The sequence below is a fragment of the Planktothrix rubescens CCAP 1459/22 genome (assembly GCA_904830895.1).
GTDB classification, from domain to species: Bacteria; Cyanobacteriota; Cyanobacteriia; order Cyanobacteriales; family Microcoleaceae; genus Planktothrix; species Planktothrix agardhii.
The window spans coordinates 2559076-2574662 of sequence record LR882958.1 but is presented as its reverse complement, the minus strand read 5'-3'; the positions used below and the strand labels follow the sequence as shown (position 1 = coordinate 2574662).

At 40.4% G+C, this 15587-nt stretch carries 13 protein-coding genes and 1 pseudogene; 4 read left to right on the top strand and 10 right to left on the bottom strand.

Features of this window, described 5'->3' with window-relative positions; translation table 11 throughout:
- Nucleotides 1–156: 156 nt before the first annotated feature.
- The gene (gene glgA, locus NMG86_RS12105; RefSeq protein ID WP_052330981.1) at nucleotides 157–1608 is read right to left on the bottom strand and encodes a glycogen synthase GlgA; all 1452 of its coding nucleotides are present in this window, start codon (nucleotides 1606–1608) and stop codon (nucleotides 157–159) included.
- A gap of 250 nt (nucleotides 1609–1858) precedes the next feature.
- Between glgA and NMG86_RS12100 the strand changes: the two genes are divergently transcribed.
- Entirely contained in the window at nucleotides 1859–2422 is a 564-nt protein-coding gene (locus NMG86_RS12100) for a hypothetical protein (protein WP_043937046.1), read from the top strand.
- Between the two features lie 26 nt (nucleotides 2423–2448).
- Here NMG86_RS12100 and NMG86_RS12095 read toward each other — a convergent pair whose 3' ends face one another.
- From NMG86_RS12095 to NMG86_RS12075, 5 genes are all read right to left on the bottom strand, one after another.
- Entirely contained in the window at nucleotides 2449–3384 is a 936-nt protein-coding gene (locus NMG86_RS12095) for an XdhC family protein (RefSeq protein WP_026797729.1), read from the bottom strand.
- An 86-nt stretch (nucleotides 3385–3470) separates the two neighbouring features.
- Nucleotides 3471–5789 carry a xanthine dehydrogenase molybdopterin binding subunit gene (gene xdhB / locus NMG86_RS12090; RefSeq protein ID WP_026797728.1) on the bottom strand — a complete coding sequence of 773 codons (2319 nt, stop codon included), beginning with the start codon at nucleotides 5787–5789 and terminating at the stop codon, nucleotides 3471–3473.
- A gap of 367 nt (nucleotides 5790–6156) precedes the next feature.
- On the bottom strand, nucleotides 6157–7557 hold the full coding sequence (gene xdhA / locus NMG86_RS12085) for a xanthine dehydrogenase small subunit (RefSeq protein WP_026797727.1): 1401 nt from the start codon (nucleotides 7555–7557) through the stop codon (nucleotides 6157–6159).
- Between the two features lie 162 nt (nucleotides 7558–7719).
- A complete protein-coding gene (locus tag NMG86_RS12080) occupies nucleotides 7720–8820 on the bottom strand; it encodes a tetratricopeptide repeat protein (RefSeq protein ID WP_026797726.1) in 1101 nt (366 codons plus the stop codon).
- Between the two features lie 107 nt (nucleotides 8821–8927).
- Nucleotides 8928–9446, bottom strand: coding sequence for a hypothetical protein (locus tag NMG86_RS12075; RefSeq protein WP_026786742.1), 519 nt, complete (start codon nucleotides 9444–9446; stop codon nucleotides 8928–8930).
- Nucleotides 9447–9728: 282 nt separating this feature from the next.
- On the opposite strand from NMG86_RS12075, the gene era reads away from it, so the two are divergent.
- Nucleotides 9729–10658 (top strand): GTPase Era, encoded by a 930-nt coding sequence (gene era / locus NMG86_RS12070; protein WP_026797725.1) that lies wholly within the window; start codon nucleotides 9729–9731, stop codon nucleotides 10656–10658.
- A 103-nt stretch (nucleotides 10659–10761) separates the two neighbouring features.
- Here era and NMG86_RS12065 read toward each other — a convergent pair whose 3' ends face one another.
- Nucleotides 10762–11814, bottom strand: coding sequence for a Fe(3+) ABC transporter substrate-binding protein (locus NMG86_RS12065; protein ID WP_026797724.1), 1053 nt, complete (start codon nucleotides 11812–11814; stop codon nucleotides 10762–10764).
- Between the two features lie 57 nt (nucleotides 11815–11871).
- A pseudogene (locus NMG86_RS12060) lies at nucleotides 11872–12213 on the bottom strand (pentapeptide repeat-containing protein); the annotation flags it as partial.
- A gap of 78 nt (nucleotides 12214–12291) precedes the next feature.
- Here NMG86_RS12060 and NMG86_RS12055 point away from each other — a divergent pair.
- Nucleotides 12292–12759: a YraN family protein gene (locus tag NMG86_RS12055; RefSeq protein ID WP_026797723.1), complete on the top strand. Its 468-nt coding sequence runs from the start codon at nucleotides 12292–12294 to the stop codon at nucleotides 12757–12759.
- Between the two features lie 9 nt (nucleotides 12760–12768).
- Here the strand turns inward: NMG86_RS12055 and NMG86_RS12050 are convergent, their stop codons facing one another.
- Nucleotides 12769–13158 (bottom strand): hypothetical protein, encoded by a 390-nt coding sequence (locus NMG86_RS12050; RefSeq protein ID WP_026797722.1) that lies wholly within the window; start codon nucleotides 13156–13158, stop codon nucleotides 12769–12771.
- 390 nt (nucleotides 13159–13548) lie between these two features.
- On the opposite strand from NMG86_RS12050, the gene queA reads away from it, so the two are divergent.
- Nucleotides 13549–14685 carry a tRNA preQ1(34) S-adenosylmethionine ribosyltransferase-isomerase QueA gene (gene queA, locus NMG86_RS12045; RefSeq protein ID WP_026797721.1) on the top strand — a complete coding sequence of 379 codons (1137 nt, stop codon included), beginning with the start codon at nucleotides 13549–13551 and terminating at the stop codon, nucleotides 14683–14685.
- A 142-nt stretch (nucleotides 14686–14827) separates the two neighbouring features.
- Here the strand turns inward: queA and NMG86_RS12040 are convergent, their stop codons facing one another.
- Nucleotides 14828–15424: a CHAP domain-containing protein gene (locus tag NMG86_RS12040; RefSeq protein WP_026797720.1), complete on the bottom strand. Its 597-nt coding sequence runs from the start codon at nucleotides 15422–15424 to the stop codon at nucleotides 14828–14830.
- Nucleotides 15425–15587: the final 163 nt, after the last annotated feature.

Sequence of the window (15587 nt, the reverse complement as noted above, 5' to 3'; positions counted from 1 at the left end):
TGTCGAACGAGAACAGGGAACAGGGAACAGGGAACAGGGAACAGGGAACAGGGAACAGGGAACAGGCTGCGTCGTGAGCTTGTCGAACGAGAACAGGGAACAGAAATATTACCCATTACCCATTACCCATTACCCATTACCCATTACCCATTTAGGTTAAACTACAACACCAGGAGTTGTTGGTGGTGGTTGAGGTGGTGCGGGTTCGGGTGCGGGTTCATTAGAAACACCGCCATAACCATCCATCACATTGTTGTAAAGTTGGATATACTCTTTAGCGGAATTTTCCCAACTAAAGTTTTGACCCATCGCCCGACGTTGCAGTTCTCGCCATTGATCTTTAAACCGGAAAGCTTCGGACGCCCGAACCATTGAGGTATAAAAATCTAAGGGTTCATAGCGATCAAAACAGTATCCCGTACCATGATAATTAATCGGATCATTATAGGATACCGTATCAACTAAACCGCCCGTCCGTCGAACAATCGGAATACAACCATAACGCATCGCCAACATTTGACTAATGCCGCAGGGTTCAAACCGACTCGGCATAATAAAGGTATCACAACCCGCATAAATCCGCCTTGATAGGGCATCATTAAACAATAATTGTGTCGTCATCCGACCTGGATAACGGGAAGCCATGTGCCATAATTGGGTTTCATAATAGCGATCGCCCGTTCCTAAAACAATCAATTGAGAATCGCTATAGGATAAGAATTGATCCATAATTTGTATTACCAGATCAATCCCTTTCTGATCGACTAATCGGGTGACCATCCCCATTAAAAAAGTATTAGAATTAACTTCTAATCCCACTTCTTCTTGAATGGCAACTTTATTGGCGCGGCGATTTTCCAAACTATCCGCCGTGAACCGTTCTGGAATATAAGGGTCAGTCGCTGGGTTATAGGAATTAGTATCAATTCCATTTAAAATTCCCGTCATTTTACCACTGACAAAGGAAAGTAACCCTTCTAAATTTTCCCCATAAGCTGCGGTTTGAATTTGTTCAGCATAAGTCGGTGAAACCGTTGTTACTCGGTCAGCGGCTTGTACCGCCGCCGCCATGGTGTTGTGACCCTGCATATACCAAGGACACCAAGTAATTCGTTCCAAATACCAACGCCAAGGCCCTTGATATGCTAAATTATGAATAGTGAAGATTGTGGCAATATCCGGTGTTTCTTGCATCCAGACAGGGATCATTCCGGTATGCCAGTCGTGGCAATGAATGATATGGGGTTTCCAATAATTCCAGGCAAATTCCGCCGCACCACTAGAAAATAAAGTGAACCGCCACTCCTCATCCTCTCCGTAATAAACGCGACGAGGCATAAAAGAGGGATGCCCAAATAAATATAATGGCACATCTGTTTTTGGAAATACCGTTTCAAAGACAGCGAAACGCTGATACATGGCATTTCCCCACCAGATCGGGTCTTTGGGGACTTTGATCTTATCGGCGAGAAAGCCATAATAGGGCATAAAGATGCGAACATCGTGTCCCATTGCCCGCAACACCTGCGGCAATGCACCGACCACATCTCCCATCCCACCTACTTTTGCTAAAGGTGCCGCTTCTGCGGCGACAAATAGAATTCGCATTTTGATTTTGCGTTCCCTTAGTTGCTCCGTAACGTCATCATACCTCTGGTGGGCGTACTATTGAAACGCTTTAATCTAGTTTCGATGAATTAGCGATCTAGGTCAATCGAAAAGGTAATGCCCACTTCAAAATAATTTCAAAATAATATTGTATGTTGCAATTAGCAGCAAACTTTACCGAAATTCACTGAATTGATGCTGTAGCTAGAGATTCGGTGATCAATGCCTTTTTTCGCAGGAGATTCAAAAAATGCTTGATCAACTGCTCAATTCTATTTCATCTTGGAGTAGGTTTTGCCGGGTATTAACCCGACTTTCCCCCTTGACTCATACTTTAGCCTTAACGGTAATCATAGGTTTTGGGGGAATTGCTTCGGCGAACACCGTCTTAGTTTCACAAAATCCTCAAAATCTGGGTTCAGAAACCGCCGTTGTCCAACGTAATTTCCTTAAAGATGGGGTTTACCTCTATGGTGAATCTTCCCAACCGGAACAAATTGGACAATCTTATATGGTGTTTGAAGTCAAGCAAGGTCAAGTAACTGGGGCGTTTTATATGCCGCGCTCGTCCTTTGACTGTTTCACCGGAGTTCCTGAAGGCAATTATCTGAGTTTAAAGATTATTGAAAGTTATACTCAAGAAACCCATTCCTATCAAATTGGTTTGAATAATACTGCTGTTGTAGCGACAACCGGAGGTCAAGTTAGCGAAAATAATCTGGTTTTAGAAGGATTTAATCGTCTTCCTAATGTTAGTGAAAACGATACTCGGATTCTGAATCAATGTAAAGCCGATCTCAATTCAAGGCTTTAGCTGAAACAGCCTCAAGCCTAGGGTTTCTATTTTTCTCGATAAACTCGAATTAATTCTGCACCAATACTAATGGCAATTTCTTCAGGAGTTAATGCTCCAATTTCTAATCCAATCGGAGCATGAATTTTTTCGAGTTGATGGGGAGAAATTCCAGATTCTTGTAAATCTTGGTAAACCCAGTTAATTCTTTTTTTGCTACCAATCATGCCAATATATTGATAGGATAAATCCCAATTTAAAATCACCTTTAAGGCTTCAATATCTTGAATATATCCTCGATTTACCAAGGCAATATATAGGTTTTTATGGGATGTCAATTGTTCTAAAACATTGCTGACACTTTCATTAAAAATCTTGGTAAAAGGAGGAAATCGTTCTGGATTAGTTAACTCAGTACGAGAGTCTTGGATAATAATTTTAAAGCCAATAAAATCAGCTATTTGAGATAACTTTTCTCCAATATGACCCGCGCCTATAATTAATAAGATCGGCGAGGGTTTTAGAGTTTCTATAAAGGTCTGATCAGAGATTGAAATTGGGTTATTTTTAGTCAGTAAATAGGGAAAAGTTTGATCAAAAGAAGTTACAAGAATAATAGATTTTCCTATTTCTAAATTCCGTAAAATTTTTTCAGTTAATGCGATCGCTTTTTCCCCTGACCATCTTTCTAATAAAACCTGCATTAACCCCCCACAAACCCCCTGAGTTTCACGTTCAGGGGCACCGGATAAGTCAATTTCAACTAATTGCTTTTTTCCGGTTTTTAAGACTTCCCCAGCTTGCTGAATTACCTTAAATTCTCCCGCGCCTCCTCCAATTGTATCAAAAGTTCGACCATCAGCACAAATGATCATTTTAGCCCCTATTTCCCTAGGGACTGAACCTTTAATCCTGGTGACGGTTGCTATCACCACATCTGCTTGATTTAAAACTTGAATAAGTTGTTGGTAGAATTTAGTCATTATAACACAAGAAAGTCAAGTGGATTTAGTAGAGACGCGCCATGGCGCGTCTCTACTGTAATGCGTAGCACTATAACTGAATTTTTTTAAGAATCAACTGAGTTTAATTGTACCTGTTCAATCGCGTTTAAAATTGCTTCTGGGGTAGCAGGAGAAGCCAAAAAAACTGAATCCGTTTGACCAAAAGCTGCAATAGCTTCTTTAATTGCTTCCCTGACAGAAATTGCTAACATAAAAGGAGGTTCTCCCACCGCTTTACTACCATAAATTACCCCATCCTGTGCCGCCCTTTGTAATAAATGAACCTGAAAATTTTTAGGGACTTCTTTAATTGTCGGAATTTTATAGGTACTCGGAGCAAAAGTTTTTAATTTTCCCGACTCATCCCAAATCAATTCTTCCATGGTTAACCATCCCATTCCCTGCACAAAACCTCCTTCTATTTGTCCGATATCAATTAAAGGATTTAAGGATTCTCCCACATCATGAACAATATCCACTTGACGCAGTTTAAAAGTCCCCGTAAATCCATCGATTTCGACTTCACTTACCGCCGCCCCATAAGCATAATAATAGAAGGGTCTACCCTTGCCTATTTTGGGATCATAATAAATATTAGGGGTGCGATAATAGCCCGTTGTTGATAAACTTACCCGTTGATTATAGGCTTGTTTAACCACCTGATTAAATTCTATTTTTTGACTAGGATAAGTTTGACAATAAATCCAATCTTGATCAAAAATTAATTCTTGAGGTTCATCCAGATTTAACAACTTTGCCGCGACTTTTGATAATCTTTTTTTGAGGATTTCACAGGCATTTTTAATCGCTTGACCATTTAAGTCAGAACCACTAGAAGCAGCCGTAGCAGAGGTATTGGGGACTTTATCCGTACTCGTTGGCATAATTCTAAATCGTTCAATATTTACCCCTAATGCTTGGGAAGCAACCTGTAACATTTTAGTTTGTAAACCCTGACCCATTTCCGTCCCCCCATGATTAAGTTGAATACTCCCATCTAGGTAAATTAAAATTAAAGCACCCCCTTGATTATATTCTGTTTTAGTAAAGGAAATTCCGAATTTAACTGAGGTAATTGCTAACCCGCGTTTTTGATAATTATTATTTTGATTAAATTGTGCTATTTCTATTTTTCGCTGGGAAAAATTAGATTTTAATTTAACTTCCTCCCAAACCCTTGAAATGCGATTATCAAAAATTTCTTGACCATAATGGGTAGTATTAGTTTCTGCTTCGCCATGATAAAAATTACGTTCTCTGACTAATTCAGGGGGTAAACCTAATTTACGCGCAATTCTATCCATGATTTCTTCAATAATTACCATACCCTGCGGCCCCCCAAAACCCCTAAAAGCCGTATTAGAAACTTTATTAGTTTTAACAACTTGACCTCTAATTTCTAAGTTAGGAATATAATAACAATTATCGAGATGAAACATCGCCCTTTGTAAAATAGGAAAGGATAAATCCGCACTCCAACCGCCATCGGAATATAAATCAATATCTAGGGCTAAAAGTTGACCTTTTGAGTTAAATCCAACTTGATATTGACCCAAAAAAGGATGGCGCTTTCCAGTTATGATCATATCTTGATCTCTTTTGAGTCGAACTCGCGCCGGACGTCCGGTTTTTTGAGCGGCTAAAGCTGCTATAGCTGCGGTAGGATTAGCTTGGGTTTCTTTTCCACCAAACCCCCCACCCATCCTTAAACAAGTGACAACTATTTGATTTCTGGAAATACCTAAAACCTCGGAAATAATCGCTTGAGTTTCACTAGGATGTTGAGTCGAGGAATAGACTTGATAATTGTCTTCCATATTCGGAATAACCCAACTAACTTGAGTTTCTAAATAAAAATGATCTTGACCTGGAATTTCAATCTCTCCAGTTAAAATAAACTCAGATTCCTGTAAAGCATGGGTGATATTTCCCCGACGCATAATATTTTTATCCGCGTGAACACTATTGTTTTTAATTACATCTTGAATGGTTAAAATAGGCGTTAATACTTCATAGTCAATTTTTATAGTTTCGGCTGCTTTTTTGGCTGCATTTTCTGTTTCTGCAACTACCCAAACCACAGGTTGACCCCAATAGTTAATTTCATCCGCAGGTAATAGGACTTCATCGTGTTTAATAGTTCCGGTGTTATTATTGCCTTTGATATCATTTGCTGTTAAAATAGTAACAAACCCCAGAATATTATCTAAATTTGAACTATCAATTTTTAATAGTTTAGCTTTAGCATAAGGAGATAATACTGGCCATAAATATAACATTCCATTGGGTAATCTTTGGTCATCGGTATAAATCGCTTTTCCCGTAACATGACCAACGGCGCTTTCATGGGGTTTAGATTTATTATTGTTATTATTTTCTTCCATATTTTTATCCTTAAATTCGTTGTTGCGCGTTGTTGCGCTTAAGCGCAATCTTTACAAGGGTACTCATCCCAAAAACGTTTTATAGCATATCCATCAAAAATTCCCCGAATCAAAATTAACAAGGACTGGGGGCTAAAGCCCAACAACTAACAAGGACTGGGGGCTAAAGCCCAACAACTAATAAAGACTGGGGGCTAAAGCCCAACAACTAATAAAGACTGGGGGCTAAAGCCCAACAACTAACAAGGACTGGGTGCTAAAGCCCAACAACTAACAAGGACTGGGTGCTAAAGCCCAACAACTAACAAGGACTGGGGGCTAAAGCCCAACAACTAACAAGGACTGGGGGCTAAAGCCCAACAACGTTTTATCGGGGAGAAAATTCTAGGAAAAACTTTTCAAACAAATTAGCAACTAATCGTTTTCTATAACTAGCACTTCCCCGTAAATCCGTCAAGGGATTAAAAACATCTTTTAACATAATTTTAGCCTGTTGAATAGTTGCTAAATTCCAGGGTTTTCCGATTAACATTTCTTCAATCTCAATCGCTCTCAGGGGAATTGCTGCGACTCCACCATAGGCGAGTCTAGCATAAATAATTGTATTATTTGTATCCAAATCAATTGTAAATGCTGCGGAAACAATACTAATATCATCTGTCCCCCGTTTTCCGACTTTATAGGATTGACTAAAACGCCTCACTGCATTTTTAGTAATGGTTTTAGGAATAATAATTGAAACAATCACTTCTTGGGATTGTAATTGGGTTTGACGATAACTTTTAAAAAATTCAGCAATAGCAATAATTCGTTCTCCGGTTAAACTTGCTAACCGCAGTTGAGCATCTAAAGAGAGTAAAACCGGGGCTAAATCTCCAATGGGAGACGCTGTGGCAATATTGCCTCCAATAGTAGCACGGTTACGAATTTGTTTACCCGCAAACCAAACTAACATTTCATCTAAACTGGGGAATATTCCCCTTAATTGTGCTTGAATATAACTCAAGGGAATAGCGGCACCAATTTCTACTGTATCTGAATTGTGGTGCATTTGTTGGAGTTCTGTAACGGATTCTAAAGAAATTAGGGTAGGAAATTCTTGGCGATGATGACTAATTTCTAAACCTAAATCCGTTCCACCTGCAATTAATTGAGCTTGGGGATATTGTTGTAAAAGATCTAAAACTTCTGAAAGTTGAATCGGACGGAAAAACTGTTGACAAGGAGTAATATATTCGATATAATTAAGTTGTGAATTAATTTGTTGTAAACGGTGACTAAATTGATCACAGGGATGGGAGTTATTAACAGCTTCGGCGACTTTAATAATCGGTAAATAACCCGTACATCGACATAAATTCCCTTCTAAAGATTCATCATCAACCTGACCGTTATAGTACGCAGCAAATAAACTCATAATAAAGCCCGGGGTACAATATCCACATTGAGAACCTCCCAAACTAACCATCGCTTCCTGTAACGGATGCAGACCGTATTTCCCAACACCTTCAACGGTAATAATTTCCCGCCCCGCCATCATTGCTAGGGGAATTAAACAACTATTCATTGCTAGATATTGGGGTTGTCCGTTCGCCCCCTGACCCACAACAGCAACCGTACAAGCACCACAGTCCCCATCCCCGCAACCTTCCTTTGTCCCTACCCTTCCACTACTTCGCAAATATTCTAATAAAGTCAGGGTGGGAGAAAGGTCTTGAATATAAACTTTTTGACTATTAATAATTAAGCTAAAGGTGTTATTTTGCATAAGCTATAGTCGTTTGTTGTTGCGCTTCAGCGCTCTTTGTTGTTGCGCTTCAGCGCTCTTTGTTGTTGCGCTTCAGCGCTCTTTGTTGTTGCGCTTCAGCGCTCTTTGTTGTTGCGCTTCAGCGCTCTTTGTAGGGACACTCATCTCAACAACTTAATCAGATTACTTCAAAAATACTAAACCACTATATAAATGAAAGGCATTATCCCAAAGACTTTCTGATTTTCGAGATAAATCAATATGGGGTTTAATCCGACCAAGAAATTGAGTATAATCTAATGTAGTTTCGGCAAAAGGTGTAAACTCAGACCAGAGTTGGGCGTGAGTTAACAATAAATTTAACTGTTCTTTTAACAGATTCCAATTAATTCTATTTGTATTTTGAGAAACTGGGAGAGTTTCTTGAGAAAATTGACTAAAATCAACTCCCTGTTGAAAATCATAATTTTGATCACAAATTCTTAAAATACAACCCCGTTTAGGCAAATGTAAATCATAGATTTGAGCATAATCTTGAGTAGTTTCTTTATGACGAAATCGTTCAGATTTAGGACGACGGGGATCATAATCTAAGGATTCCACAAATAATGGTAATAATCCCTCAACCCGTTGGGTAACTTCCTGCCAATTAAACGTCATAGAACCTAATTGCTCTTGTTCATTTTGACAAATAATAGTCGGTTGAGGGGATAAAGATTGAATTGATTGTACCTGAAAAACCTGGAGTTTTTGAATCTCCGTTAAAGATACCCAAAATACTGGTATTCCGGCTTCTAACATTTCCTGACCATAAACCTTTAATTCCCCCATTTCCCCAGTTTTATACAGACGCCAACCCCGACTTTGTAGCTGCATTCGGGCGGTATAGGGATCGGTTTTCAACATTCGGGCTAAGGTTCGGGCGGCGGCTGGTTTTTTTTCTGGGGCTAAAGGTTCTAAAATTAAAACACCTAATTCTTGATTAATGGGGTCAGTTTTAGCTTGAATAATTGCTTCTTGACGTCGATTTTGTTCAATATCTTCAATTCTTTGTAAACCCTGACGCGCCTGGGAGACAATTTTAGGGTTAGTGGCATCTTTGAGTAATTTACGATAAACCTTTTCGGCGGTTTCTAATTTATCAGTCCCTTCATACCAACGCCCAGCATATAACTGTACCCAAAAATTCTGGGGTTCTTGTTTTTGCAGTTGCTTTAACAGTTTGGCAGCTTGGCGGTAGTCCTGACGGTCTAGGGCTTCCGCGACTTCTTCGAGTTCTTTCATGATTTTACCTCTTGCCCTCACCCTATTGTGCCATTTCTTTCCTAATAAAATCACCTCCTTTGCAATTAACAAAGAAGGTGAAAAAAAATAAGGATAATTAAATCAACTTATTTAGGGCAAACGGAAATATTATTAGCGTTCAGAACAACTGTTCCGGCACTTTGCTGTTGGATTAAAACGGGGTTGCCTGTATCAGTTTTGATGATTAAAGGACTTAAAGCCAGACATCCTTGAACCAATTCGCCCCATTCTTCCACTTTGCGACTATATTCAGCCCGAACCCGGGGAACATCATCTAAGGTAATACCATTGGGGATCGGAGGTAAGTTAGGGATGAACACCGTATCGGTAATTACCGCATCACTGGTGATGCTGCTATCAGCCCCTAATTCATAGATAATCGGGAATTTGAAGGCCGAAGGTAGGGTTCTATCCGGGTAGCCCAGGTCGGGTAAGCTGTAATAAATCGGGGGCTCAACTCGTCCAAGATCAGGATCTTTGGGTTGATATTTATAATCAAAGTCAGAGGGAACTACAGGTGTCCCAATAGGATTTTGAGCGACAGCAGGTAACTGTGAAGCTACTGCAATCAGGGCGCATAGGCCACCAATCAGTTTAGAATTCATCGTTTTCATCTCCTCAATCTCACCAACGTAAAAATTAACGAACTCTGGACGTACAGTTGATTCTAGTTTGATCAACATTACTCCATTTGGCTTTACAGAACTATAGCCTATCTTAACCCAGATTCAGAAAGGGTTTCCGCGATCGCCTTGAGTTCGAGTAGGTTTCTATCTTAGATTTTGATAGAGCTACCTGGCAACTCTATCAAATTTTAGTCTGTATATCAAGGGAAATGGGCTTAGGTTAGAATAACAGGGGACTATCAAAACTGGAACAGAAATTGAATGGATGGGTCTGAAGGTGTAATAATTCCCTTACCGCCAGAGGGATATAAGTCGGGGTTTGTCGGAATTATTGGCCGCCCGAATGTGGGGAAATCGACATTAATGAATCAGATGGTAGGTCAAAAAATCGCCATTACTTCCCCCGTAGCTCAAACGACGCGCAACCGTCTGCGGGGGATTCTGACCACTGCTGAGGCCCAAATTATTTTTGTCGATACCCCCGGAATTCATAAACCCCATCATCAATTGGGTAAGGTTTTGGTACAAAATGCTAAGTTGGCGATTTCGTCCGTTGATGTTCTGTTGTTGGTGGTAGATGGGTCTGTGGAGGCTGGAGGGGGCGATCGCTATATTATTGAGTTACTCGAGCAAGTCAAAATTCCGGTAATTCTGGGGATGAATAAACTGGATCAACAGCCGGAGGATACGGTAATTATTGACCGGAGTTATGGCCAACTCTCCCAACCTTATGAATGGCCTGTAGTTAAGTTCTCAGCATTAACCGGGGATGGTGTCAATGATTTGCAACAATTATTAATAGATCGTTTAGATCCTGGCCCCTATTATTATCCCCCGGATTTAGTTACCGATCAACCGGAACGCTTCATTATCGGAGAACTGATTCGAGAACAGATTTTACTCAATACCCGCGAAGAAGTCCCCCATTCCGTAGCGATTTCCGTTGACCGGGTGGAAGAAGACCCTAAAATTACTCGGATTTTAGCGACTATTCATGTTGAGCGTCCTTCCCAAAAAGGGATTTTAATTGGCCATCAGGGCAGTATGTTGAAAACTATTGGCAGTGATGCCCGCCAACAAATTCAAAAGTTGATTGATGGTAAGGTCTATTTGGAGTTATTTGTCAAAGTGCAACCGAAATGGCGTCAGTCCCGCAGTCAGTTGGCGGATTTAGGCTATCAAGTTGAATAGGAGTTTCTAGGGAATGGGTCAACTTGATTCGCACAGATTAACAAATTTGTTGTTAAGCTTTAGCCCCTAGAAAGAGCGCTAAAGCTCAACAACGTATCAAGGTTTATTTCCAACCGGCACGATCCATAATTTGAATCGCCTGGGGATTGAATTTTCCGTAGGCTGCAACATTGATCGGATTACTTTTAAATGTGCCAAAACCCAAGAGAACTGGAGACACGGGAACACCCGCCACGGCTGGATATTCAAAACCACTTTGAGAAAAAATCTTTTGAGCTTCAGGACTTGCTAAATGCTCTAAAAATTGAATTGCTCCCGCCTTATTAGGAGAAGTTTTAATCACTCCAGCCCCACTAATATTTGTGTGGGTTCCCTGGGCTCTTTGGTTGGGAAAAAATAAACCTACTTTACTGGCGATCGCTTTTTCATCAGGTTTTGGAGAAGCAATTAAACGAGCTAAATAATAGGTATTCACCAAGGTTAATTGCCCTGCACCCGAAGCCACCGCTTTAATTTGAGCCACGTCATTTCCTTCTGGGGGTCTGGCAAAATTAGGTACAAATCCTTTTACCCAGTTTTCCGTAGGAGTTGCTCCATTATCTCCAATCATGGAAGCGACTAAAGATTGATTGTAGATATTATTAGAGGAACGAATCACAATTTTTCCTTTCCATTTAGGATTGGCTAAATCTTCATAAGTAGAAAGTTGAGCCGGATTAACCTTAGCTTTATTATAAACAATCACCCTCGCCCGTTTGGAAAACCCAAACCAATGACCATTTGGTTCTTTTAAATTGGCCGGAATTGCTTGATTTAAAATTCCTGAAGAAATCGGTTGAAAAATTCCCTGTTGTTGCGCTCTCCAAAGGTTTCCCGCATCAACGGTAATTAGAATATCTGCCGGACTATTAGCGCCTTCGCTCTTAATCCGTTCTACCATTTCCTCCGCTTTTCCTTCCACCAGATTGACTTTAATTCCGGTTTTTTTAGTGAAACTTTCATAGATCTGATTATCAGTATCATAGTGACGGGCGGAGTAAATATTTAACACTTGGGGGTTAGCTTGCGATCGCTTCATCGGGCTAAGTCCAACCGCGGCAACTACAGCTAAGGCTGTTCCCAGGGTGAGAAACCCACGTCTAGTGATTTTGTTCATCTGACTTTAATGCAATAGTTTATCAAGAAGACAATATACACTTAATGCTAATAATTCTCAATAATTGTTTTTTGAGAACACTTGTGGTAATATAGCCGTTTTTTTACAGTCAATCAATTTATAGAGGGTATCCCGGGTGTTGCGTCCGGTGACGGGGTTAGTTCCCGTTGCCACTTTGCAGAGGGTTTTTAGGGAATCTTTGCGTAACATCACATCGGTGAAATCAGCCCCTTCGATAATTGCCCCTTCAAATTCGGCATTATAGGCATAGGCTCCTTCGAGAATCGCGTTGGTTAAGTTGGTGCGCCTAAAACGAGCCATGTCCAAGGTAGAATTTCTCAGATCTGCACCTTCAAGATTCACGTCTTGGAGTTTAGCCCCAAATAAACTGACCCCTTCATATTTTTGCCGAGATCAATCAATGTTTTAAGATAAAATTCGTACTTACCAATTATTGTATTTCTAATCCTAGATCCGATGTCTAAATCAAAAGTAATTGGTTCTTTAGGGGAAAAATTAGTTAGCCATTGGTTAGAAACACAAGGCTGGGAGATTTTGAATCATCAATGGCATTGTCGATATGGAGAAATTGATTTAATTGCCGTTGAAACCGGAGAATCGGGAATTAAGACTTTAAGTTTTATTGAAGTGAAAACTCGTAGTCAACGGAATTGGGATCTGGGGGGACTTTTAGCTATTACTCCCAAGAAGCAAGCTAAAATTATTCAATCGGCTGAATTATTTTTAAGCGATCGCCCCCAATTCCTAGAATACCCATGTCGGTTTGATGTGGCTTTAGTCAGTTGTGTTCCCTACCCCAATCGAAACCCGATAGCAGAGGAAGTTTCCAGCTTTTCCCCTCCCATAAATATCGGTCAGTCTGTATTGATAAACGGCTACCAACTGATTCTACAAGACTATATTGAATCAGCATTTAGCGAATAATCGAGGAAATTAAGCTAGAGCTTCGGGACAGTACCCTAAACCCCTAACAAATTGAGTTCGGAAAGATTCAACATCCTCGCGGTTAGGAATACCATGGGAAACAACCGCCACTTGGTAACGACGCATGACACTCAGGGGAGATTGTCCGGTTTCCAAACCCCAAAGGGCCATTAAAATCCGCATATCGGGTTCATAAGGAATACCCAATTCCTGCATAAAAGCTCTAAAGTCTCCGTGTTCCTGTGGGGTAAGATATTGACACATTTTAACTTTAACAATCCAGCCATCAATTTGGTGAATCACCGTAATAAACTGAACTGGGAAAGAATGATTCGAGCATAAAAAGTCTATGACTCTCAGGGTAAGACTGGTGTTGGCAAGGTAGTAAAGGTATTCCATCGGTGATCTCCTGCATGATTGTTCCGCTTTATTTGTTGCTGAACTCCAGTCTGGAACTCTGCAACAAAAAGCAATAGGAGCGGTATTTTTGCTTGTACTGTAACCGTTCAGGTCTGAAGTTGAAACGGAGCCAAGAATGATGGGACTCTAATAAACGCCAGATCTGTAGGCAACATAACCCTATACCCATTATACTGACAAGATTAGGGACGATACGATAGGGGAAAAGCACCCGATTTTTTATGGGGGATTCTACCCAACCCCAAATTAGGGAATTAACTTGGATCAAAGTGAAACCCATTAATATCACCACGGGGATCTGCAAATATTGAGTTACTCTATTATGGGATAATGTATAAAAAAAATTAGGTTAAAAGATAATTAAGAAAAATGGATCAGTTAGATTATCAGTTAGAAAGCTATAACTATGAACTACCAGAAGAAAGGATCGCTCAAAATCCTGTTGTACCAAGGGATAACTCCCGTTTACTGGTTGTAGATTCTCCCGACTCCCATCGTCATTGTCTATTTAAAGATTTACCCGAATTTCTCAGACCTGGGGATTTACTGGTACTTAATAATACCCGTGTACTTCCGGCTCGTCTGTATGGACATAAAAGTAGTGGGGCAGAGGTGGAGGTATTACTACTAGAAGAAAAACAGCATCATTGCTGGTTAGCTTTAGTTAAACCGGGTAAAAAATTTAAACCGGGTTCTGTAATTGAGTTTGAACTGAATCCTACCTCAAAAAATAATTTTAATTGCGAAAGATTGCAGGCGACGGTATTAGAAACCGATGAAGAAACTGGGGGAAGGTTATTAAAATTTGAAATCCCACCTGGGAAGTCTTTAATTCCGTTTTTAGAAGCCTTTGGTAATATTCCTTTTCCTCCATATTTGACGGAAACCGAAGCCTTACCGGAACAATATCAAACGATTTATGCAGAACGTTCCGGGGCCGTCGCCGCACCGACTGCGGGGTTACATTTCACTGAAGAATTATTTCAGCGTTTACAATTAAAAGGAATTGATCAAGTTTTTTTAACTTTGCACGTTGGAGTTGGAACTTTTCGACCCGTTGAAGTAGATAATATTATCGACCATCAAATGCACGGAGAATGGATTGAAGTTCCGGCGGAAACCTTTGAAAAAATCGCAAAAACCAAGGCATCCGGGGGGAGAGTTATTGCCGTTGGTACAACTTCTGCACGGGCATTAGAAGGGGCTGCGGTCGCCCTTGCTAACGCCACAGAAACCCCCCAAGAATCAACGTTTACAGGCTATTGCGGGAAAACTGATATTTTTATCTATCCTGGGTATCAATGGCAGATTATTAATGGATTAATTACCAATTTTCACTTACCTAAATCCAGTTTATTGATGTTGGTTTCAGCCTTAATTGGACGAAAAAGGTTGTTAAATTTATATCAACAGGTCTTAGAAGAACCTGCTAATGAGTTTGGACAACAATATCGCTTTTATTCCTTTGGAGATGCGATGTTTATTGCGCCTGAAAGTGTTTTATAGCGGTTCCTGTGGCTAGGTTTACAAGGGTTAAGTCTAATTTAACCACAAAGATACAAAGACACAAAGAAGTTGTTAGATGAAATCTCATTATAGATGCTACAGATGATCCCCCCTAACCCCATTGGAAAGGGGGGAATTAAAATCAGGACTTATTTTTTTTCCCAATTAATTGATCAACTAAATTTTTATGGTAATTGGGTGGGACTTTAACCACTTCACGTTGGGGTGGGGTGGGGGCTGGGGTCGCGGGACGGGAGGCTTGGGCCTGAATCGGGACAGAATTAGTATAGGGGGGACGTCCGAAGCCTAAAATGATTCCCCGAGTTCGGGTTCGGCGCATAACTTCACCGCCATTGGCATCATTACCCACTCCGGTATTTCCTTCAATACTAATAATACTGCCATCGGATTTAACCGATTCTACGATCCCAACATGATCGGCAATTCCATCCCCCCGCCAACAGAAAAAGACCACATCCCCGGCTTTTGGATCTTGAAACCATTGACCCCGTTGTCTAAACCAGGACACTCCATCGGGACAGTAGGCGAACCCCTTGGAGCTTCTAATGGGCAGGGGTAAACTGACTTTATCGAAACAGTAGGAGATAAAAATTGCACACCAAGGAACGTAATTCATGCCGTACCATTCACCGTACTTGTTACCATTACTACCCGATGGATGTTCAGTATATCCAACTTCACCCGCAGCAATATTAATTAAATTACCTACAGTTGTCATAATAATTCTCCAAAATTTCAAATTGATTCGGGATAGTGGAGGCTAATCAGTTCATGACCTGTTGATTTGGGGATGGGATTTTCCTCCTTGACTACCACTATTTTACTCTTTTTATTTCTAACATAGGGAGTCAAGGTTTTTATCCGGTGAAATTATCCTTAAT